This is a genomic window from Streptomyces sp. NBC_01498 (assembly GCF_036327775.1).
Classification (GTDB): Bacteria; Actinomycetota; Actinomycetes; order Streptomycetales; family Streptomycetaceae; genus Streptomyces.
The window spans coordinates 468,481-491,080 of sequence record NZ_CP109598.1; the positions used below are offsets into that span (position 1 = coordinate 468,481).

Genomic DNA, 22,600 nt, shown 5'->3' on the forward strand with positions numbered 1-22,600 from the left:
AACTTCGCTACGGGCACGGCCCTTTGGCGTGTCGGAACGGGCGCCGCCCGGGGCGCCCTCGGACCAGGTACTCGCGCGTGCGGCGGAGCGGCGGCCGGCCCTGGGCCGCATGCGCTCGTTCCGCCGAATCTGCCTCAGCTACTGCCGTTCGCCGGGCGGGCGCGTACCTAGCCTTCTGGCAGAAGGACGGCGGGCCCCTGACCGGGCGCGTTCCCGTCGGCCGTCGTCCCGGCGCCGCTCCCCCGGCGCCGGTCCGTCCGACCAACGCCCCCGCAAGGAGGAAGTCCGATGCGGTCAACCGACCTGCCGGTGCTCACCGCCGGAGCCGACCCGAACCCGGAGGTCCCGGAGCCGTCCGTGCTCCTGGACGGCGGTGTCCCGGCCGCACCGGTGGTGCCGGTGCTGGAGCTGATCGCCCGGCGCACGGCCGCCGATCCGGGGCGGACCGCCCTGGTCCACGGCGATGTGCGCCTGACCTACGGCGAGTTGGCCGAGGCGGTCGCGGCACGGGCCGGTCTGCTCCAGGACGCGGGCGCCGGTCCCGGGCGGCTGGTCGCGGTGTGCAGGCCGCGCGGGATCGACGCGATCGTGGGTGTTCTCGCGGCGCTGCGTTCCGGCGCGGCCTATCTGCCGCTGGACCCGGACGCGCCCCTGGCACGCAACACGGCGATCCTCGCGGACGCGTGCGACGGCGAACCGCCGCACCCCGACGCGCTGCGCGCCGACGGTGAGGCCGTGCTGCCGGGAGAGGCCGCGGGCACGGGCATCGCGTACGTCATCTACACCTCCGGGTCGACCGGCACCCCCAACGGGGTGCTCGTCGGCCACGAGGCGCTGGCGCACTTCGTGGCGGGGGCGACGGAGCGGTACGGGATCGGTGCCGACGACCGGGTGCTCCAGTTCGCCCCGCTGCACTTCGACGCCAGTGTCGAGGAGGTCTTCGTGACGCTGTGCGCGGGCGGCACGCTGGTGCTCCGCACGGACGGCATGCTGGACGTGCCCGGGATGCTGGCGGGCTGCGTGGCGCACGGGGTGACGGTGCTGGATCTGCCGACCGCGTACTGGCACGAGCTGGCGTACGCGGTGGCCGCCGGGGTGGCGGAGCTGCCGGCCGCCCTGCGCACGGTGATCATCGGTGGTGAGGCCGCGCTCCCGGAGCGGGTGGCGCGCTGGCGGCGCGCCGTGGGCTCGCGGGTGCGGCTGCTCAACACGTACGGGCCGACCGAGGCGACCGTCGTCGCCACCGTCGCCGACCTGACCGAGGGCCCGGCCGACGGCACGGCGGAGACCGACGGGGTACCGATCGGACTGCCCCTGCCGGGAGTGCGGGCCGCGCTGGTGGACGGTGAACTGTGGCTGCTGGGCGGCGGGTTGGCCCGTGGCTATCTGGACCGGCCGGAGCTGACGGCCCGTCGCTTCACGCGGCTGGCCGGTGAATCGGCCTACCGTACCGGCGATGTGGTGCGGCTCGGGTCCGACGGCCAGCTGGTGCACGTGGCCCGGGTGGACGACGAGGTCAAGATCAGTGGGCACCGGATCGACCCGGCGGCGGTGGAGTCGGTACTGCTGGGGCACCCCGACGTGCGGGCGGCGGCCGTCGTGGCGCAGGAGTCGGCGGACGGGACGAAGCGCCTGGTGGCGTATGTCGTCGCGGACGGCGATCTGAGCCCGGCCGAGGTGCGCGCGACGCTGGCGGAGCGGCTTCCGCCGCCCGCCGTGCCCGGCGTGATCAGTCTGATCGAGTCGCTTCCGAGGACCAGCACCGGCAAGATCGACCGGTCGCTGCTGCGGGCGATGCGGCCGTCCCGTGAGCAGGTGGTCCGCCCGGAGGCGACGGCGCCGCCGGAGCACGGACACCCCCCGGTGGAGGACCGGGTGCCGCTGTCGTTCGCGCAGCGGCGGCTGTGGTTCCTCAACCGGCTGGAGGGCCCTTCGGCGACGTACAACGTGCCGCTGGTGCTGCGGCTGGACGGTGTCCCGGACCGGGAAGCGCTGGCGGCGGCCGTGGCGGACGTGGTGGAGCGGCACGAGGTGCTGCGGACGGTGTTCCCGGCCGTGGACGGGGAGCCGTACCAGTGGGTGCGGGACGATGTGGCGGACGTGTTCGCGGTGGTCGCGTGCGCGCCGGGGGCGGGTGACGCGGCGGTGGAGGCGTTCACCGGGGAGGCGTTCGACGTTCCGGCCGATGTCCCCGTGCGGGTACGGCTGTTCGTGACCGGACCGGACACATCGGTGCTGGTGCTGCTGATCCACCACGTGGCCACGGACGGCTGGTCGATGGGCCCGCTGCTGCGGGATCTGACGGCGGCCTACGCGGCGCGGTGCGCGGGCGTGGCCCCGGAGTGGGAGCCGCTGCCGGTGCAGTACGCCGACTACACGCTGTGGCAGCGCGACATGCTGGGCGACGCGGACGACCCGGCGAGTGTGATGGCCCGTCAGATCGGTTTCTGGCGGACGGCGCTCGCCGGGCTGCCGGGGGTGCTGGACCTGCCGGCGGACCGGCCGCGCCCCGCCGAGCCGTCGTACCGGGGCGAGACCGTGACGGTCCGGCTCGGTGCCGGGACGCACCGGCGGCTGCGGGAGCTGGCCACCGGGCAGGGGGCGAGCCTGTTCATGGTGCTGCGGGCCGCGCTGGCGGCGGCGCTGTCCGGGGCGGGCGCGGGGGACGACATCGCGATCGGCACGCCGGTGGCGGGGCGCCCGGACGAGGCGCTGCACGAGCTGGTCGGGTTCTTCGTCAACACCCTGGTCCTGCGGACGGACGTCTCGGGCGACCCGGCCTTCGCCGAACTCCTGGACCGGGTAAGGGAGTCGGACCTCGCGGCGTACGCCCACGACGATCTGCCGTTCGATCTCCTGGTGGAGCACCTCAACCCGGCGCGTTCGCTGGCATATCACCCCTTCTTCCAGACGATGCTCACCCTCCAGAACGACGCCGATCCGGGTATCCCCCTGGGGGACGTCCCCGGCGCCATCGAGCCGGCCGGGCTGGAGACGGCGAAGTTCGATCTGAGCGTGTCCTGTGTGGAGACGGTGGACGGCGCGGACGACGCGGCCGGGATCGAGGTGTGGTTCCAGTACGCCACCGACCTGTTCGACGCGTCGACCGCGACCCTGCTGCTGGACTTCTTCACCCGCGCGCTGGACGCCGTCGCCACCGACCCGGCGGTCCGCGTCACCGACGCCGTCGCCCTCACCGACGAGGAGCGCGCGGCCCTGGCCGAACGGCGTGCCCGGGTGGCCGACGAGCGTGGGCGGGCGGGCGGGTTCGCCGCCGTGACGGGGGGTGCCTCGCGGGGCGGGCTCTCGCCGCGCGCGGAGATCCTGCGCGGGCTGTTCGCCGAGGTGCTGGGCCTTCCGTCGGCCGGTGCCGACGACAACTTCTTCGACCTGGGCGGGCATTCACTGCTCGGCGTGCGGCTGGTGAACCGTGTGCGGTCGGTGCTCGGCGCCGATCTCGGCATCCGTGACCTGTTCCTGGCGCCCACCGTGCGCGGTCTGGACCGGCGGCTGGACGAGCTGGCGGGGGCCGGGGGGCGCCCGGCGCCGGTGCCCGTCGAGCGGCCGGAGCGGATTCCGCTGTCGTACGCGCAGCGCCGCCTCTGGTTCGTCAACGAGCTGGACGGGCCCAGCCGTTCGTACAACATCCCCGTCGTGCTCAAGCTGGACGTGCCGCTGGACGCGGACGTTTTGGCGGAGGCGCTGGCCGATGTGGCCGAGCGGCACGAGGTGCTGCGGACGGTGTACGGGGCGGTGGACGGCGAGCCGCACCAGCGTGTCCTGACCGGCGCCCGCCCCGAACTGACGGTCGTGCGCACCACGGAGAAGTCCCTGGCCGCGTCGATCGACGCGGCGGTGGGGTACGTCTTCGATCTGAGCGGCGAACTTCCGCTCCGTGCGTGGCTGTTGGAGTCGGCGGACCCGCACGGCGCCCAGGTGCTGGTGGTGCTCGTCCACCACATCGCGGGGGACGGCTGGTCGATGGAGCCGCTGCTGGCGGACCTGTCGGCCGCGTACGGAACACGGGCGGCCGGCGCGGCCCCGGAGTGGGAACCGCTGCCGGTGCAGTACGCCGACTACGCGCTCTGGCAGCGGGACACGATGGGCGACGCCGGGGACCCGGAGAGCCCTCTCGCCCGCCAACTGGGTTTCTGGACAAAGGAGTTGGACGGTCTGCCGCCGGTGCTCGACCTGCCCGCCGACCGGCCCCGGCCGGCGGTCGCCACCCACGGGGGCGCCGTGGTGCCGTTCGCGGTGGACGGTCCGACCCACCAGCGGCTGGCCCGGCTCGCCGCCGCGCAGGGCTCGACGCTCTTCATGGTCCTCCAGTCGGCCCTCGCGCTGGCCCTGTCGCGGCTGGGCGCGGGGACCGACGTACCCGTCGGCACCGTCGTCGCGGGCCGGGGCGACGAGGCCCTGGACGATCTCGTCGGCTTCTTCGTCAACACCCTGGTCCTGCGGACGGACGTCTCCGGCAACCCCGCCTTCACCGATCTGGTGGCCCGGGTGCGGGACACCGATCTCGCCGCGTACGCCCACCAGGACCTGCCCTTCGAGCAGTTGGTGGAGCACCTCAACCCGGACCGTTCCACCGCCCATCACCCGCTCGTCCAGGTCATGCTGCTGCTCCAGAACGGCGCGGGGGCGGCGGGCGCGGCCGGGGACGGCTCCCCGCTGGCCGGTTCGGACGTCGCGTTCGACACGGGTCTGACGAAGTTCGACCTGACCCTGACGGTGACCGAGCGGCGCGACGACGACGGAACACCCCGTGGTCTGGAAGGGTTCGTGGAGTACGCCACCGACCTGTTCGACGCGGAGACGGCGGTGCTCCTCTCCACCCGCCTCGCGCATCTGCTGCGGGCGGTGGCGGCCGATCCGGCCCGGCCGGTCGGCGACATCGACCTGCTCACCGCCGGCGAACACCGCCGGCTCGTCACCGAGTACAACGACACCGAGGGCGTCCCGCTGCCCGGCGGCACGGTGCACGAACTGTTCGAGGCGCGGGCCCGGCACACCCCGGACGCCGTCGCGCTCGTCCACGACGACGGCGAGCTGACGTACGCCGCGCTCGACCGCCGCGCCAACCTCCTCGCCCACCGTCTGATCGCCGCCGGAACGGTGCCCCAGGGCAGCGTCGCCGTGCTGATGGACCACGGCCCGGACCTGATCGTCGCCCTGCTGGCGGTGCTGAAGACCGGCGCGGCCTATGTGCCGGTCGACGGGCGCTCGCCCGCCGACCGGGTGCGGCTGGTGATGGCGGAGGTCGGCGCCCGGCTGATGCTGGTCGGCGCGACCACCGCGGACGGCGAGGTCGCGGCGGCCGAGCGGGTCGCCGGTACGGAGATCCTGCGGGCCGACGGGCCGGCGCCGTCGGGCACGCCCGACACCTCGCCCGCCGTGCCGACCGGCCAACAGGCCCTGATGTACGTGATGTTCACGTCCGGTTCGACCGGCCGTCCGAAGGGCGTCGGGGTCACCCACCGCAATGTGGTGCGGCTCGCGGTGGACCGGTTCTGGGACCACGAGGTCCAGCGCCGGGTGCTGGTGCACTCGCCGTACGGTTTCGACGCGTCGACGTACGAGATCTGGGTGCCGCTGCTGGCGGGCGGCACGCTGGTGACGACCGGCGGGGACGGCGCGGACGTGCGGTCCCTGAGCCGGGCGATCGAGCGGCACCGGGTCACCGCCACGTTCCTCACCGTCGGGCTGTTCCATCTGATGGCCGAGGAGGCGCTGGACACCCTGGCGCTGCTGCGCGAGGTGGGCACCGGCGGTGACGTGGTGTCGGCGGCGGCGGTGCGCACCGTACTGGAGCACTGCCCGGACACGGCGGTGACCCATGTGTACGGCCCGACGGAGACGACCTTCGCCTCGCATCTGCTGAAGTACGAGCGGTCCGGCGGTCTGCCGGAGACGCTCTCCCTGGGGCGCCCGCTGGACAGCACCCGGGCCTATGTCCTGGACGGGCGGCTGCACCCGGTGCCGCTGGGCACCAGTGGCGAGCTGTACATCGCGGGCGACCACGTGGCCCGGGGGTACATCGGCCGGCCGGAGCTGACGGCGGACCGGTTCGTGCCCGACCCGTTCGGCGCGGACGGGGGCCGGATGTACCGCACCGGGGACCTGGTGGCGTGGACGACCGGCGGCGAGCTGCGGTTCGTCGGCCGGGCCGACAACCAGGTGAAGATCCGCGGGTTCCGTATCGAGCCCGGTGAGGTCGAGGCGGTCGTCGCGCGTGACCCGTCCGTGGGCCGGGTCGCCGTGGTGGTGCGGGACGACGGGCCGGGCGGGAAGCGGCTGGTCGCGTACGTGGTGCCGCGGCCGGGCCGGACCGTGGACGAGGCGGGGCTGCGTGCCGCGACGGCGCGGAGTCTGCCCGGTTATCTGGTGCCGTCGGCCGTGGTGGCGCTCGACGCCCTGCCGATGACGGTCAACGGGAAGCTCGACCGGAAGGCGCTGCCCGCGCCGGACGCCCGGGGCAGTGCGCCGGGGCGCGCGCCGCGCACGCTCCGCGAGGAGATCCTGTGCGGGCTGTTCGCGGAGGTGCTGGGGCTGGGCCGGGCCGGGGTGGACGAGAGCTTCTTCGACCTCGGCGGTCACTCCCTGCTGGCGACCCGGCTCATCAACCGGGTGCGGGCGGCGCTGGGCGCGGAGGTCGCGATCCGCGATCTGTTCCAGGCGCCGACGCCGGCCGGGCTGGCGGAGCGGATCGACGCGACGGCCGGGGTGCCGGTGCGGGCCCCGCTGGTCCCGAGGGCGCGGCCGGAGCGGGTTCCGCTGTCGTTCGCGCAGCGCCGGCTCTGGTTCATCGACGAACTGGACGGGCCGAGCCAGGCGTACAACATCCCCGTCGTGCTGCGGCTGGACGAGCCGCTGGACGCCGCCGCGCTGGCGTCGGCGCTGGCGGACGTCGGGGAGCGGCACGAGGTGCTGCGGACGGTGTACGGGGCGGTGGACGGGGAGCCGTACCAGCGGGTCCTGCCCGGCGCCCGCCCGGAGCTGCGGGTGATCCGGGTGTCCCGTGCGGAGTTGGCGGCCACGGTGGACGCCGCCGCCGGGCACGTTTTCGACCTGAGTGCCGAACTGCCTTTGCGGGCGGCCCTGGTGGAGTGCGACGAGGAGCACGGCGAGGACGCCGGACGGTTCCTGGTGCTCGTGCTGCACCACATCGCGGGCGACGGCTGGTCGATGGGCCCGCTGATGGCGGACCTGTGGACCGCGTACGCCGCGCGGCTGGCCCAACACGCCCCCGAATGGCGGCCGTTGCCGGTGCAGTACGCCGACTACGCGCTCTGGCAGCGCGACATGCTGGGCGGCGCCGAGGGTACGGAGGGCTCGGAGGGGCCGGAGGGGAGTCTTCTGGCGTACTGGGGCGAGGCGTTGGACGGCGCGCCGCCCGTCCTGGAGCTGCCGACGGACCGGCCCCGGCCCGCGGTCGCCACCCACGGGGGCGCTTCGGTGCCGCTCGTGCTGGACGCCGCGGAGCACGCGCGGCTGACCCGGCTCGCGGCCGGACACGGGGCGACGCTCTTCATGGTCCTCCAGACCGCGTTCGCGCTGGCCCTGGCGCGGCTGGGCGCGGGCACCGACGTACCCGTCGGCACCGTCGTCGCGGGCCGGGGCGACGAGGCCCTCGACGATCTCGTCGGCTTCTTCGTCAACACCCTGGTCCTGCGCACCGATGTCTCCGGCAACCCCGCCTTCACCGACCTTCTCACCCGGGTCCGGGACACCGACCTCGCCGCCTACGCCCACCAGGACCTGCCCTTCGAACGGCTGGTGGAACACCTCAACCCGGCGCGCTCCACCGCCCACCACCCGCTCATCCAGATCATGCTGCTGCTCCAGAACAGCGGGCGGCAGGCCGGTGGCGGTCCCGCACCGGCGGCCACGGAGATCCCGTACGACACCGGGCTCGCCAAGTTCGACCTGACGCTGTCGCTGACCGAGCGGCACGACGCGGACGGCGCGCCGCAGGGGATGCACGGGTATCTGGAGTACGCCACCGACCTGTTCGACGCGGGGACGGCGGAGCTGATCTCCGTACGGCTGACCCAGGTGCTGCGCGCGGTGACGGCCGACCCCGGGTGTCCCGTGGACGACATCGACCTGCTCACCGCGGAGGAACACCGCCGGCTCGTCCTGGACTACAACGACACCGCCCCGACGGGCCCGCTGCCGGGCGGCACGGTCCACGAGCTGTTCGCGGCCCAGGCCCGGCGCACGCCCGACGCCGTCGCCGTCAGCCATGACGCCGGCGAGCTGACGTACGCCGCGCTCGACCGCCGCGCCAACCTCCTCGCCCACCGTCTGATCGCCGCCGGGACCGTGCCCGGGGGCACCGTGGGTGTCCTCATGGACCACGGACCGGACCTGATCGTGGCGACCCTGGCCGTGCTGAAGGCGGGGGCCGCGTACGTACCGGTCGGCACCGCACTGTCGGCGGCGCGGGTCCGCGTGATCATGGAGGATTCCGGTGCGACGGTCCTGGTGACCGACGCCGGCCGGGCGGCCGGCGGGATCGCGGACGGGGAACGCGCCGGGGGGACCGTGGTCCTGCGGGCCGGCTCCCCCGCCCCGGCGGGCACGCCCGACACCGCACCCGTCGTGCCGACCGGTGAACAGGACCTGATGTACGTCATGTTCACCTCCGGCTCCACCGGCCGCCCCAAGGCCGTGGGGGTCACCCACCGCAACGTGGCCCGGCTGGCGGCCGACCGCTGCTGGGACCGGGAGACCCATCGCCGGATGCTCGTCCACTCGGCCTTCGGCTTCGACGCGTCGACCTACGAGATCTGGGTCCCGCTGCTGGCCGGGACGCGGCTGGTCGTCGGGAGCGGCGACGCCACCGATCTGCCCGCGCTGCGGCGCACCGTCGAGCGGCACGGGGTGACCGCCGCGTACTTCACCGTCGGGCTGTTCCATCTGATGGCCGACGAGGCGGTGGACACCCTCGGGCTGCTGCGCGAGGTGTGGACGGGCGGCGACGTGCTGTCGCCGGACGCCGTACGGCGGGTGCTCACCCACTGCCCGGACACGGTGCTGGTCCACTCCTACGGGCCGACCGAGGCCACCTTCGGCACCCACTACCAGCGCTTCGGGCCGGACGGGCGGGGACCGGCCGAGGAGGCCGTCCCGGTGCGGCTGGGCCGGCCGATGGACGACACCCGGGCCTATGTGCTGGACCACCGGCTGCGGCCGGTGCCGCGCGGCGGGACGGGTGAGCTGTACCTCGGCGGGTCGCACCTGGCGCGCGGCTATCTGGGGCGGGCCGGTCTGACGGCGGAGCGGTTCGTCGCCGACCCGTTCGGCGCGGCGGGTGAACGCCTCTACCGTACGGGCGACCTGGTGAGCTGGACGACCGACGGACAGCTGAGGTTCGTGGGCCGGGCCGACGACCAGGTCAAGATCCGGGGCTTCCGTATCGAGCCCGGCGAGGCCGAGGCGGCGGTCGCCCGGCACCCGTCCGTGGGCCGTGCCGCCGTCGTGGTCCGTGAGGACCGGCCGGGCGACAAGCGGCTCGTGGCCTACGTCGTGCCCCGCTCCGCGCCGGTGGACACGGCGGCGCTGCGGTCCTGGCTGGCGGAGACCCTGCCGGAGTATCTGGTCCCCTCGGCGGTCGTGGTCCTCGGCTCGCTGCCGCTGACCGTCAACGGGAAACTCGACCGGGCCGCGCTCCCCGCCCCGGCGCACGACGGCGCGCCCGCCGGGCGCGGGCCGCGCAACCCGCGCGAGGAGGTGCTGTGCGGGCTGTTCGCCGAGGTCCTGGGTGTGGCGGGGGTCGGCATCGACGACAACTTCTTCGACCGGGGCGGGCATTCGCTGCTGGCGGTACGGCTGATGAGCCGGGTCCGGTCGGTGCTGGGTGTGGAGCGTTCCGTACGGGACCTGTTCCGCTCGCCCACGGTGGCGGGGCTGCTCGGTGACGAACCCGAGAGCGACGCCCTGGGGGTGCTGCTGCCGCTGCGCGCGGAAGGCGGCCGGCGCCCGCTGTTCTGTGTCCATCCGGGAGCGGGCATGGGCTGGGCGTACGCCGGGCTCACCCGGCATCTGGGCGACTCCCAGCCGGTGTACGCCCTCCAGACGAGGGCGCTGACCCGGCCGGACTACCGGGCGTCGAGCGTCGAGGAGCTGGCCGAGGACTATCTGGAGCAGATCCGGCGGGTCCAGCCGTGGGGGCCGTACCGGCTGCTCGGCTGGTCCTTCGGCGGGGTCGTGGCGCACGCCGTCGCGACCCGGCTCCAGGCGGCCGGCGAGGAGGTCGAGCTGCTGGCGCTGATGGACGCGTACCCGGTGCCGCCCGGGGAGGCCGCCGAGCCGATGACGGACCGGGAGACCGTCGAGATGCTGGTGGGGCCGGCCGGTGAGGAGGCCGGGCGACCGGACCCGCTGCCGGACGCGTTCTTCACGCGCTTCGACACGGCCGCCGTGGTGGAGGTGCTGCGCCGCCGGGACCCGGTGCTGGCGGGCTTCGCGGAGGCGGAGGTCGCGGCGCTGGTCGGTGCCGCCGTCAATCACGCCCTTCTCATGCGCGCCTACCGGCCCCGCGTTTTCACCGGCGATCCGCTGTTCTTCACCGCGGCCGGGGGGCGGGGTCCCGATTCACCGTCCGCCGATCTGTGGAACCCGTACACCGACGGAGAGACCGAACGGCACGACATCGATTCCACCCATCTCCGTATGACCGAACCCGAACCGCTCGCGCACATCGGCCGAATTCTTCGGCGACGACTGTCGGATCCGCAGGTCATTGACCTCGGCCTCAACGAGACAAGGAACTGAGATGACCAATCCTTTCGACGACGACAACGCCACTTTCCTCGTCCTGGTGAATGACGAGGGCCAGCACTCGCTGTGGCCGGTGTTCGCGGACGTGCCCGCCGGATGGGACATCGCCCAAGGTGAGAGCAGCCGTCAGGAGTCCCTGGACTACATCGAGAAGAACTGGACGGACATCCGCCCGAAGAGTCTGGTGGCCCAGTACACCTGATGCCCGGGGTGAATTCCTGAGGCTTCCCGGCAGTCGGAGCGCTCGTTCTCCGCGTATCTCCTGAAATACCGTCGGCGGCCCGCCGTGCCTGTGTGCACGGCGGGCCGCCGATTTTCTTTTCCGGCCCGCCGCCGGCCGCCGTCGCATTTCTCCGACTGCCCGCCTTACTGCCGCACCAACTTCCGTCCACGGCCTCCGCGCACTTCTATATTTCTCGTGCGGTACAAGGAATGGCGCCGGTTCAAGAAAGTGTCCGCCGGAGCAGAGACCCATATATCTTTTCGGAGAGCTTCCATGGCGCAGTCGCAGGGCGGGCTCACGGTTCTGGTGACCAGTACCCGATCCGACTCGCACAACTGGAACCTGGTCTTCCTTCAGCTTCTCGTCGAGGAGCTGGGGCACCGGGTGATCGGGCTCGGCCCCTGTGTGCCGGACGAGCTGCTGATCGAGCGGTGCCTGGCGCACCGCCCGGACCTGGTCGTGATGAGCAGCGTCAACGGCCACGGGTACCGCGACGGACTCGGTGCCATCGTCCGGCTGCGCCAGGAGCCGGGGCTCGCCGAGCTGCCGGTCGTCATCGGCGGCAAGCTCGGGGTGACCGGGGCGCCCGACACCGACAGTGCGCTGGAGCTGCTCGACGCGGGATTCACCGCCGTCTTCGACGACGGGAACGTGGCGGCCTTCCGGGAGTTCCTGGCGCTGCTGCCGGGCCGTACGCCGGCCGGCACGCGGCGGAACCGGGTGACGGCATGACGACCGCCGGGACCACGACGCGAACGCCGACCGCCCGCACCGCCGGTACCGGGGCGCGGACGGCGACCACCCGTACGGCAACCCCCGGGACGCCCGTCTCCTCCGGCGCGCCGGCCGTCGCCTCGCCCTTCGGCCGGTTCGTGGCCGAGTCCGCCGACGCGGGCCGGCTCGTGGTCCAGCCCCGGATGGGGTTCGGTGAATTCCCCCGGATGCGGCACGGCCTGGAGCGGACCAGGTCCGCGGCGGCCACCACCGTCGGGACCCTGACCATCGACAGCTACACCCGGCTGGGCGACCACGCGGCGGCCCGCCGGGCCCTGGACGACGGGGCCCGGCTCAACGGCTACCCGATCGTCAGCCACACCCGGGAGACCACCCGGGCGCTGCTCGACGGGGTGCACGACGCGTCCTTCCCGGTGCAGGTGCGCCACGGCTCCTCGCAGCCCCGGCACATCATCCGGGCGCTGGCCGGGGTGGGGCTCGACGCCACGGAGGGCGGCCCCGTCTCGTACTGCCTGCCCTACGGCCGTACACCCCTGCGGGAGTCGGTCCGCAACTGGGCGGACGCCTGCGAACTGCTGGCCGCCACGGTGCCCGCCCCGCATCTGGAGAGCTTCGGCGGCTGCATGCTCGGCCAGCTCTGCCCGCCGAGCCTGCTGGTCGCGATCAGCCTCCTCGAGGCGGTGTTCTTCACCCGGCACGGAATCGGCAGCGTCTCCATGAGCTACGCGCAGCAGACGCATCCGGGCCAGGACGAGGAGGCGGTCCTCGCGCTGCGCCGGCTGGCGGCGGAGTTCCTGCCGGCCGGGACCGACTGGCACATCGTCCTCTACACGTACATGGGCGTCTTCCCCGTCACCCCGCACGGGGCCCGGCGGCTGCTGGAGGAGTCCGCGCGCCTCGCGGTCCGCTCCGGGGCACGGCGTCTGATCGTCAAGACCGCGGCCGAGGCGCACCGTATCCCCACCGTCGACGAGAACGTCCAGTCGCTGGAGGCCGCGGCGCGCGCGGCGGCCGGGACCGCGTCGGGTCCGGCGGGACCGGGTCCCGCCGAGAGCGGGGTGTACGCGGAGGCGCGGGCCTTCGTCACGGCGGTGCTGGACCTCGGCGACGACCTCGGACGGTCGCTGACCACGGCGTTCGAGCGCGGTCATCTGGACATCCCGTTCTGTCTGCACCCGGACAACGCCGGCCGGTCCCGGAGCTTCGTGGACCCGGAGGGGCTGCTGCGCTGGTCGTCGGTGGGGTCGATGCCGATACGGCCCCGGGCCGCGCCCGGAGCGCGGACCGCCATGACCTCGGACCAGCTGATGTCCGCCCTGCACGGTGTCGCAAGGAGGTTCGACCACCAATGAGATCAGGAGACCTGATGCGCCCCACGGATGATGTCGGTACCCGGACTGATGTCGGTACCAGGACCGCCGACGCGCGGACGCCCGCCCCTCTCGGCGAGCACCTGCGCTCCCCGTCGCTGGGCGCCGCGATGCTGGTCCAGCAGGAAGCGCTGCACGCGGCGCGGGAGTTCCTGTGCTCGCGGGGCTTCGTCGAGCTGCTCCCGCCGCTCGTGGGGCCGGTCACCGACCCCGGCGGGCGCGGCGCGAAAGCGCTGGACGTCGACTACTACGGCGAGCCGTACAAGCTCATGACCAGCGCGATCCTCTACAAGCAGGCGTCTCTGCGCGGCTTCCCGAAGCTGTTCTACATCGCGCCGAACCTCCGGGTGGAACCCCCGGAGACCCGGCACACCGGACGGCACCTGGTGGAGTTCCACCAGATCGACGTCGAGATGGCCGGGGCGTCGCGCGACGACGTCATGGAGATCGCGGCGGGCCTGCTCCAGCACGTCACCGCCCGTGTGTGGGAGACCGTGCCGGAGGTCCTGTCCGGTCTGGGCCGCGACCCGCTGGCCTTCACCGAACTGCTCACGGGCAAGTTCGACGCCTGCACGCACGCGGAGGCGGTCGGCCGGCTGCGCGGCCAGGGACACGGGCAGAGCGCCGACGCCGAGATCGACTGGACCGGCGAGGAGGCGCTGTCCCGCGACGCGGACCGGCCCTTCTTCATCACCGACTACCCGAAGGGTTCGCGTGGTTTCTACGACCGCGAGGACCCCGACCGCCCCGGTGTGCTGCGCAACTTCGACCTGATCGCGCACGGCGGCTTCGGCGAACTGGTGAGCGGCAGCGAACGCGAGTCGCACTACGCCACCGTCGTCACCCGCATGCGGGAGAGCGGCGAGAACCCCGCCAAGTACGAGTGGTACCTGGCCATGGCGCGCGAGGGCATACCCGCGAGCGCGGGCTTCGGCATGGGTGTGCAGCGCCTGGTCCGCTTCCTGACCGGACTCGACGCGCTCTGGCAGGTCAGCGCGTACCCGAAGCTTCCGGGGGTGATCGCGCCGTGACGACTCCGGACACCCCCCTGGGCGCGGCCGGTCTCCCGGAGGCGGCGATACGGGCCCGTGCCCGGCACGGCACCCGTGAGGTGTTCCCGCCGGTGGCGGCGTACGGCGCGGAGCTGTTCGGCGCCGGGTCCGACGCGGCCGGCCGGGGCGCCCCCGCCGACGAGCTGGACCGGGCGCGGATCGTCCCGCCGGTCTTCATGCCCCGGCGGCTGGAGAAGCTGATCGAGCTCGGCCGCGAACCGCTGGACGACGACGTGAGCCTGCGGACCGTCATCGGCGGTTTCGACTCGGCCCTCCCCGTCTATCTCTCCGCCTTCGGCTCCACCCGCGCCGGCAGCGGTGACCTCGGGATCGCCGCGAGCCGCCAGGCCGGCCGGCTCGGCATCCCCATGGTCATCGGCGAGAACATGGTCCCGGTGCACGGCTATCGCACCGGAGCGGCCAGGACCGCGCCCTCCGCGATCACGGCGCGCGTCCGCGCCTATCTCGACGAGTGCCCGGGGGACGCGGGCGGCGTGGTGGTGCAGCAGAGCACCGAGGACGCCGACTCGGAGGTCTGGAACCTCCTCTACAGCGACCCGGCGACGCAGCCCCTGCTGGAGTCCGGGCGGCTCGCCTTCGAGCTGAAGATCGGCCAGGGCGCCAAGCCCGGTCTCGGCGGGATGACGGTGGTGGACGAGGCGGACGCCGAACGGCTGGGCAGGCGCTTCGCGGTACGGGACGTGCTCGGCCCCGGCAGCCGGCTGCGGCTCGCCAGCCCCGGCACGTACACCGAGGAGATCGTCCGCCAGCAGCTGCGCTTCATGCGGAACAACTTCCCCCGGGCCCGGGTGTGGGCGAAGTTCCATCCGGGCCGGGACATCGCCGCGGCGGCGTCGACCGCCTGGCGGGCGGGCGCGGACGCGGTGACCGTCGACGGCGCGGAGGGCGGCACCGGCTGGGCGCCGCGTGTCTTCCTCGACCAGGTCGGGCTGCCGCTGGCCGAGTGCCTGCGCCGGATCGGCCACCCCGAGGGCCCGCTGCTGGTGACGGGCCGGATGTGGGAGGGCGGCCGGGTGGTACGCGGCCTGGCGCTGGGCGCCACGGCTGCCGGACTGGGCCGGGCGGCGCTCGTCGCGGTCGACGAGGACCCCGAGAACGGGCTCGTACGGCTGGTGGAGGCGCTGGCCCTGGAGACCCGGCTGCTGATCAGCGCGCTCGGCAAGTACGCGGCCGACGCCCTCACCCCGGACGACCTGTGGTGGCCGGACCGGCCCGTCGCGTACGGCACCGGGGCCCCCGGATCCGCATCCGCGCAGACCGTTCCGTCCGCCCGCTCCGCGCACGCCGCGCACCCCGCCACCCCCACGGCCGCTCCCGCGGACCGGATCGGAGGACGAGCATGACCGCCCTGCTGGACATCGCGCGTCATCTGCCCGAGGAGAACGTCCCGATCGCCGACATCGGCGCGGACGTCGGGGCCGACGCGAGTCTCATGTGGACCTTCCGCAGGTTCTACGGGCTGCGCACGGTGCTGCGCGCCCCCGGACGGGATCTGCGCGCCACCCTCACGGCGGCCGTGGAGGCGCTGACCGAACTGCGCGGCAACGAGCACCGGGTCCGCTACGTGATCCACCCGCGTACGGTCTCCACCGTCGCCCCGGCCGGCGAGAACACCGTCGAGGACCTGTGCGCCGAACTGGGCCTGACCCGGGCCACCGCGTTCACGCTCACCCAGCACGGCTGCGCCACCGGCCTGTTCGGGGTGGAGCTGGCCGGGCGGCTGCTCGCGGCCGACGGCGACCCGGACGCGCTGGCGCTGGTGCTGACCGGTGAGAAGGCGTTCAGCCGCACCCTCCAGATCATCCCGGAGAGCACCGTCATGGGTGAGGGGACCGCGGCCTGTCTGGTCTCGGCCGACGGGGACCGCGACCGGCTGCTCGGCTTCGCGACCCGTACCCGCGGCCGGTACAGCGAGGAGTTCCCGCCGTACCCGCTGGACCCCATGTTCCTCAAGGAGCACAACAGCACCCTGGCCGCCGTGATGCGCGAGGCCGCCGACAACGCCGGCGCCGGTCTCGACGACCTGGCGCTGATCCTGCCGCACAACGTCAACCGGCTGTCCTGGCAGTGGACCTGCAAGCTCCTCGGCGTCCCCCTCGACCGGGTCTTCCTCGACAACATCCCGACGACCGGGCACTGCTTCACGGCCGACCCCTTCATCAACCACGTGGACGCCCGCGAGGCGGGCCGGCTCCGGCCCGGGGACCTGTACCTGATGGCCGCCGTCGGCCTCGGGGCGACCTTCTCGGCCGCCGTACTGCGCCACTGACCCCCGCCCCGCAGCCGTACCGGCCGCGCACCGGGCCCCGGCCCGCCCGCGCGGCACCACCAGCACTCCGCACCCACTCCGCCCCCGCGAGAAGGAAGAAGCCCATGCCACCGACCCCCCGCCCGAACTTCCTCGACGGTGTGAAACAGGCCTGCACCGGCGACCCGCGGACCCCGTTCGTCCTGCTCGGCAACTTCGAGGTGGAGGACGAGTGGGCCGTGGACGAGGTCGGTCTCCCGTCGGTCGGGGGCAGCGCCTCCGCGGCGATCGTCAACCGCATGGACGAGTTCGCGCTGCTGCTCGCCGGCCCCGGCGACAGCGTCGTACTGAAGTCCGCGCCGGACCCCGGCTATCTCTCCTACCTGGCGGACCTGGGCCTTGAGCTGCCGGAGATCCTGGTCACCGACGCGCAGGATCCCGCCCACAGCGTCAGTGTGGACGCGCTGCGCTCCCCCGTACTGACCGAGACGCTCGCCCGGCTCGCCGAGCGCGGTGCGCACCTGCTGCCGCACGGCATGTCCGTGCTGGAGGAGCAGCTCTGCGAACTCACCGGTCTGGCACCGGCGTTGCCGCCCGCCGCCCTGGTCAAGTCCGTCAACAGCAAGATCTACAGCCGCCGGGTCGCCGACGAGCTGGGGCTCCCCCAGGCCCGGGGCTGGGAGTGCGAGTCGGTCGAGGAGTTCACGGCGGCGGCGGACGAGGCGCGCCGGTCGCTGGCGGCCGGGCACCGGGTCGGGGTGAAGGACGCCTTCGGGGTCTCCGGCAAGGGGATCATGGTGGTCGAGGACGAGCGCAGGCTCGACCAGCTCGTCCGGATGGTCGCCCGGGTGGCCCGGCGTACCGGAGACCCGCGCCTCGCGGTGGTGATCGAGGAGTGGGCGGACAAGGCCGTCGACCTCAACTACCACTTCACGGTGGGCCGGGACGGCTCGGTCCGGTTCGACTTCGTGAAAGAGGCGATCACCGAGAACGGGGTGCACAAGGGGCACCGCATCCCCGCCCGGATCTCCGCCGCGCACACCGCCGAGATCGAGCGGTGCGCGGACCTGCTGGGCGCGCGGCTCGCCGCCGACGGCTTCCACGGGGTGGTGGGGGTGGACGCGATCGTCACCGGTGACGGCGGTCTGCTGCCGGTCCTGGAGATCAACGCCCGCAACAACATGTCGACCTATCAGACCGCCCTCCAGGAGCGGTTCATGGCTCCCGGCACGGTCGCGCTGGCCCGGCAGTACCCGGTGTCGCTGACCGGCGCCCTGCCGTTCGGCGAACTCCGCGAGCGGCTCGGGGACCTGCTCTTCTCGACCGCGTCCGGCCGGGGCCTGCTCGTCAACAACTTCGCGACGGTCAACGCCGCCGCGCCGGCCGGCCCCGCCGGGAACACGCCGGGCACCTACGGCGGCCGGCTGTACGGACTGCTGATCGCCCACTCCGAGGCCGAACTGGCCGAACTCGACGACGCCGTCGCACTGCGCGTGCGGAAGGAGACCCTCACCCATGTCTGAGAACGGTACGACGACGGGCCCCGCGACCGGCGGCGCCCACCTCGTCCAGGGCCTGCCCCTCACCGAACTCGCCGAGCGCTTCGGCACCCCGCTCTACGTGTACGACGGCGAGATCATCGCCCGTCAGTACAACGGTCTGCGCGATCTGCTGCACCCGTCGGTGGAGATGTTCTACTCGCTCAAGGCCAACCCGAACGTCAGCGTGTGCGCCCTGCTGCGGTCGCTGGGCGCGAGCGCCGAGGTCTCGTCGCTGGCCGAACTGGTCACCGCGCAGCGGGCCGGTGTGCCGGCCGAGCGGATCATGTTCCTCGGCCCCGGCAAGAGCCGCGACGAGATCACCGCCTGCCTGAAGCAGGACATCACCGTCATCTGTGAGTCCTTCGGCGAACTGGCGATGATCGACGAGGTCGCGGAAGGTCTGGGCGGTGTCGCCCGGGTGGTGCTGCGGGTCAATCCGAGCTTCGCCGTCAAGGGCGGCGGCCTGACGATGGGCGGCAAGCCGCGCCAGTTCGGCATCGACGAGGACGCGCTGACCGCCGCGCCCGATCTGGCGGCCCGGCATCCCTCCGTACGGCTGGTCGGCTTCCAGGCGTACATGGGGACACGGTTCCTGGACGAGGCCGTCATCGCCGAGAACTCGGCCCGCATCCTGGAACTCGCCGAGCGGCTCTCGGAGTTGCTGAGCGTGCCGCTGGAGGTGGTCGACGTCGGCGGCGGCCTGGGGGTCGCGTACTTCCCGAAGGAGCGCGACCTCGACGTGCCGGTGCTGGCGGAGCGCCTCAACCCGGTGTTCGAGTCCTTCGCGGCCCGCCACCCCGAGACCCGTCTCGTCATGGAACTGGGGCGCTTCCTCGTCGGCCACAGCGGGCTGTACGCGGTCGAGGTGCGGTACGTGAAGGAGTCGATGGGCGAGCGGTTCGCCGTGGCCGACGGCGGGACGAACCACCACATGGCGGCCGTCGGGATCGGCTCGTTCGTGAAGCGCAACTTCCCGATGCGGCTGCTGAACCGCGCGGGGGCCGCCGAGAGCGCGGCGTGGAACGTGACCGGGCCGCTCTGCACCCCCAACGACACCATCGGCAAGGCCGTCGAACTCCCGGCCGATCTGCGCCCCGGCGACCTCGTGGGCGTGGAGCGCTCGGGGGCGTACGGGCCGACCGCCTCACCCGTGTACTTCCTGAGCCACGGCTACCCGGCCGAGGTGCTGGTGCACGACGGCGAGGCCCGGCTGATCCGTACCCGCGACGACGCGACGAGCATGCTCGCGCCGCAGATCCTGCACGACTTCGGCTGAGCCGCCGGCCGGCGGCCCTCCGGCCGCCGGCGCGGCTCCCGCACCCCCTGCAAGCCCGAACTCCCTTGTTCAGCACATCCGTTGATCTCTCACAGAAGGCAGGAACCCTCATGACCACCGTCGCCCACGACACCGACCGCACGCAGATCATCGACGCCATCGTCGTCGCCCTCTCCGACGTCCTGCGCAAGGAGCTGACCGACGTCACCGAGGAGACCCGCCTCTTCGACGACCTCAGCCTCGACTCCACCAGCGTCCTCGGGCTGCTGATGGCCCTGGAGGACGCCCTCGACATCGAGGTCGACCCCGAGAGCCTGGAGCAGAGCCACCTGGAGAGCGTCGGCGCCCTGGCCGGCTACATCGCCGAGAGCCGGTGACCCGTGACCCTCACCCCGCCCCCGGGGACGCGGGGACGTCCGGCCGCGCGAGACGGCGCGGCCGGACCGACCGTCGAACGCGTCATCCCCTTCGCCTTCACCGCCGCCGACTCCGGCGGCAATGACACCCGGCCCTACCGGGACCACGTGGAGTCGGTGTACGGCGCCCTCCCGGACTTCTCCTGGCTGGAGGAGGGCTCCGCCGTCAGCTACCACGACATGGCCCGCGTGATCGCCGGGGAGCTGGCCGCCGAACTGGCGGACGTCGACCTCGTCATCACCGTCGACGGCAGCCCCGACTGCCGCCACCAGAGCTTCCCCGGCTGTCTGCTGGCCGACCTGATGCCCGGCGACCCGATGCTCCTCGGCATCTCCGAGCAGGGCGTCGCGGGTCCGTTCACCGCGCTGCGCGTCGCCTACGACCGGCTGGCCGACGGCAGTTCGCACCGGGCGCTGGTCCTCGTGATGGAGCAGAGCACGCTGCCGCCCGACGGCCGGGCGGTGCGGCCCGCGCGCGACGTGGCGGTGGCGCTGCTGCTGGGGCCCGGCGGGGCGATGCCGCTGGAGCGTCCGGTCGTCACCGTCGACCGCCGGAACGCGGCGGACGTCGCGGGTCCGGCCGGGGACGGCGCCGGTATGCCGTACGCCCCGCGCGCCGACGGCGTCGTCGCCGGGGCGGGCCTCACCGGCCTCGGCGGCCAGCACGGGGACCCCGTCCTGGCGCGGGCCGAGCCCGGCCACCCGTGTGCCGGGGTCTGGCTGGCCCTGGCCGGGCTGCTCGAACGGGCGGACGGCCGGCCCGGCGGACAGGTCCTGATCGCCGACCGCGACCCCGTACTCCCCTACCACTGCGGCCTGTTGCTCACCCTGCCCGCCGGTGACCCCCCGGCTCTGGCGGCGTCGAGACGGAAGGAACTGGTGTCATGACCGTCACCACGACCGGCCCGCCCGCGGGCGCCCCGGTCACCGCCGGGCCGGCGGGCGGACCTGAACGCCACCGGGAAGCGGCGTACCGCGACGGGCCGGTGTCCGCGCTGATCCAGCTGCACGACGCGACCAGCCCCGGTGTCCTGCCCGCCGGGCCCGGCGGTCACGTCTTCGTGCCCCGGGAGGCCGAGGCGACCTGCGACCGGTACGGCGCCTCCGCCGGGCCGCGCCCGCGCGGCGCCGGGGCCGACGAGCACCGGCTGGGCCTGATCGCCCTGGAGGGACGGGAGTTGATCGCCCTGCGGGTCGACGGCTCCGGCCCGCCCGCCGGCGAGCCGGACGGCTGGGCCACCGGGCTCGCCTGGCTCAGGCTCGGCCTGGCCGAGCGTCTGGTGGACCGGGTCACCACGCATCTCGGCGGCCGTACGGTGCAGCGGACCGTCACGCTCAATCTGCCGCTGGTACGGGCGATGCTGGCCGACGCGGTCGCCGGGACCACCGAGTGCCGGGCGCTGCTCAAAGCCGCACCGACGTCGGCGACCCTGCGGCGGGTGCACCGGAGCCTGGACGAGACCGGACGGACCTGCCTCCATCTCCTGGGCGCGGCGGGCTTCGTGGCGGACGGGCCGGGCAGCGAGGTACGGGTCTCCGAACTGCTCGCCGACACCTACGCGCCGACGGCGGACGACGGCGGCGCGGGCGACAGCGGCGGTGAGCACAGCGGCACCGGCGTCCCGTACGACCACGCCTCGTGCGGCCACGCCACGTACGACGGCCGTACGGCACCGGCCGGACACCCACCGACGACCGAACTGGAGCGGCCATGACCACCGACCCGGGATTCCTCGCCGGCCTGCGCGGGCTGGCCCGCGAACACGCCGAACTGCTGCGGCCCACCGCGCTCGGGCTCGACGCGGACCCCTCGACCGGGCCCGCCCTGCTGGGCTCGGACCCGCGCTGGCTGCGGCTGACCGGGATGCCCGCCGCGTACAACCCGGACCCGCTGCGGGTCGCCGGGCGCCCCGTGTACGTCGACCGCTGCGTGGAGCAGGTGGTCGTCATGGAGGAGCTGGCCCGGGTCGACGCGGCGGCGGTCCTGGCGCTGCCCGGTCCCTCGATGTCGGGCTTCGTCGTCGCCGACATCGCCGACGAGGAGCAGCGGGACCGCTACTACCGGCGGCTGGCCGACCGTCCCACCTGGACGTTCTTCGGGATGACGGAACCGGCGCACGGCTCGGACCCGGCGAGCATGGGGACAGCTCTGCGACCGGCCGGCGAGGACGGTGCGGGCCTGGTCCTGAACGGCACGAAGCGGTTCGTCGGCAACGGGGCGCGCGCCGGGGTCGGGGTGGTGTTCGCCCGTCGTCACCCCGGTCCGCTGGGCGTGGTCGCCGTCCTGCTGGAGACCGACCGGCCGGGTTTCACCGGAATTCCCCTGGAGACGCTGGGGCTGCGCGGTCTTCAGCTGAGCGAGCTGCGGATGCGGGACGTGCCGGTCGCGGACGCGGACGTGCTCGGCCGGCACCGTCCGGCGACGCGGGGCGGTATGTGGGCGGCCGTACGGACGTTCAACCGGTACCGCCCGGTCGTGGCGTCCTTCGCCCTGGGTGTCGCGCAGGGCGCCCACGACTACGTGGTCGCCCACCGGCGGCAGCTCGGCGCCGGGGACCGCGACCGGCTCGCGGACCTGGCGGACCGGCTGGCCGGCACCCGGGCGACGGTCATGGCGGCGGCCGAGTCGGCGGACCACGATCCGGGCGACGGGACGCTGGCGTCGGCGGCCAAGATCAGGGCCACCGCGCTCGCGGAGGAATCCACGCTCCTGGCGCTGCGGATGTTCGGGCCCGGCGCCCGCTGGGAGCACCCGATGCTGGACAAGTGGGCTCGCGACGCGCGGGCGTTCGAGTTCATGGAGGGCACCAGCAACGTCCAGCGGCTGACCCTCGCGCAGGGGCATCTGAACGGCAGGCTCGACGATGTCCGGCCGGCCGCCTGAGCCGGGGCGGGGGACGGCGGCGGCCTCCCCCGCCGCATCCGCCCTC

Annotated in this window: 13 protein-coding genes; all 13 read left to right on the top strand. The window is 73.7% G+C overall.

Features of this window, described 5'->3' with window-relative positions; all coding sequences use genetic code 11:
- Nucleotides 1–288: 288 nt before the first annotated feature.
- The 13 genes from OG875_RS01670 (at nucleotide 289) to OG875_RS01730 (ending at nucleotide 22,554) form a co-directional block, all read left to right on the top strand.
- Nucleotides 289–10,782, top strand: a complete 10,494-nt coding sequence (locus tag OG875_RS01670; RefSeq protein WP_330172409.1) for an amino acid adenylation domain-containing protein — start codon at nucleotides 289–291, stop codon at nucleotides 10,780–10,782.
- Nucleotide 10,783: 1 nt separating this feature from the next.
- Nucleotides 10,784–10,990 (top strand): MbtH family protein, encoded by a 207-nt coding sequence (locus OG875_RS01675; protein WP_330172410.1) that lies wholly within the window; start codon nucleotides 10,784–10,786, stop codon nucleotides 10,988–10,990.
- 294 nt (nucleotides 10,991–11,284) lie between these two features.
- Entirely contained in the window at nucleotides 11,285–11,743 is a 459-nt protein-coding gene (locus tag OG875_RS01680; RefSeq protein ID WP_330172411.1) for a cobalamin B12-binding domain-containing protein, read from the top strand.
- Nucleotides 11,740–13,098, top strand: a complete 1,359-nt coding sequence (locus tag OG875_RS01685; protein ID WP_330172412.1) for a methylaspartate mutase — start codon at nucleotides 11,740–11,742, stop codon at nucleotides 13,096–13,098. The genes OG875_RS01680 and OG875_RS01685 overlap by 4 nt, the downstream gene beginning before the upstream one ends.
- Before the next feature lie 14 nt (nucleotides 13,099–13,112).
- A complete protein-coding gene (locus tag OG875_RS01690) occupies nucleotides 13,113–14,147 on the top strand; it encodes an asparagine synthetase A (protein WP_330172413.1) in 1,035 nt (344 codons plus the stop codon).
- Entirely contained in the window at nucleotides 14,144–15,532 is a 1,389-nt protein-coding gene (locus tag OG875_RS01695; RefSeq protein ID WP_330172414.1) for a glutamate synthase-related protein, read from the top strand. The genes OG875_RS01690 and OG875_RS01695 overlap by 4 nt, the downstream gene beginning before the upstream one ends.
- Complete coding sequence (locus OG875_RS01700; protein ID WP_330172415.1) at nucleotides 15,529–16,458, top strand: 3-oxoacyl-[acyl-carrier-protein] synthase III C-terminal domain-containing protein; 930 nt, start codon at nucleotides 15,529–15,531, stop codon at nucleotides 16,456–16,458. Before OG875_RS01695 ends, OG875_RS01700 begins: the two co-directional genes overlap by 4 nt.
- Before the next feature lie 104 nt (nucleotides 16,459–16,562).
- Nucleotides 16,563–17,960, top strand: coding sequence for an ATP-grasp domain-containing protein (locus OG875_RS01705; protein ID WP_330172416.1), 1,398 nt, complete (start codon nucleotides 16,563–16,565; stop codon nucleotides 17,958–17,960).
- The gene (locus tag OG875_RS01710; RefSeq protein ID WP_330172417.1) at nucleotides 17,953–19,254 is read left to right on the top strand and encodes an alanine racemase; all 1,302 of its coding nucleotides are present in this window, start codon (nucleotides 17,953–17,955) and stop codon (nucleotides 19,252–19,254) included. Before OG875_RS01705 ends, OG875_RS01710 begins: the two co-directional genes overlap by 8 nt.
- A gap of 110 nt (nucleotides 19,255–19,364) precedes the next feature.
- A complete protein-coding gene (locus OG875_RS01715; RefSeq protein ID WP_330172418.1) occupies nucleotides 19,365–19,631 on the top strand; it encodes an acyl carrier protein in 267 nt (88 codons plus the stop codon).
- A 3-nt stretch (nucleotides 19,632–19,634) separates the two neighbouring features.
- Entirely contained in the window at nucleotides 19,635–20,558 is a 924-nt protein-coding gene (locus OG875_RS01720; RefSeq protein ID WP_330172419.1) for a hypothetical protein, read from the top strand.
- Nucleotides 20,555–21,385 carry a hypothetical protein gene (locus OG875_RS01725; RefSeq protein ID WP_330172420.1) on the top strand — a complete coding sequence of 277 codons (831 nt, stop codon included), beginning with the start codon at nucleotides 20,555–20,557 and terminating at the stop codon, nucleotides 21,383–21,385. Before OG875_RS01720 ends, OG875_RS01725 begins: the two co-directional genes overlap by 4 nt.
- A complete protein-coding gene (locus OG875_RS01730; RefSeq protein ID WP_330172421.1) occupies nucleotides 21,382–22,554 on the top strand; it encodes an acyl-CoA dehydrogenase family protein in 1,173 nt (390 codons plus the stop codon). The genes OG875_RS01725 and OG875_RS01730 overlap by 4 nt, the downstream gene beginning before the upstream one ends.
- Nucleotides 22,555–22,600 lie beyond the last annotated feature (46 nt).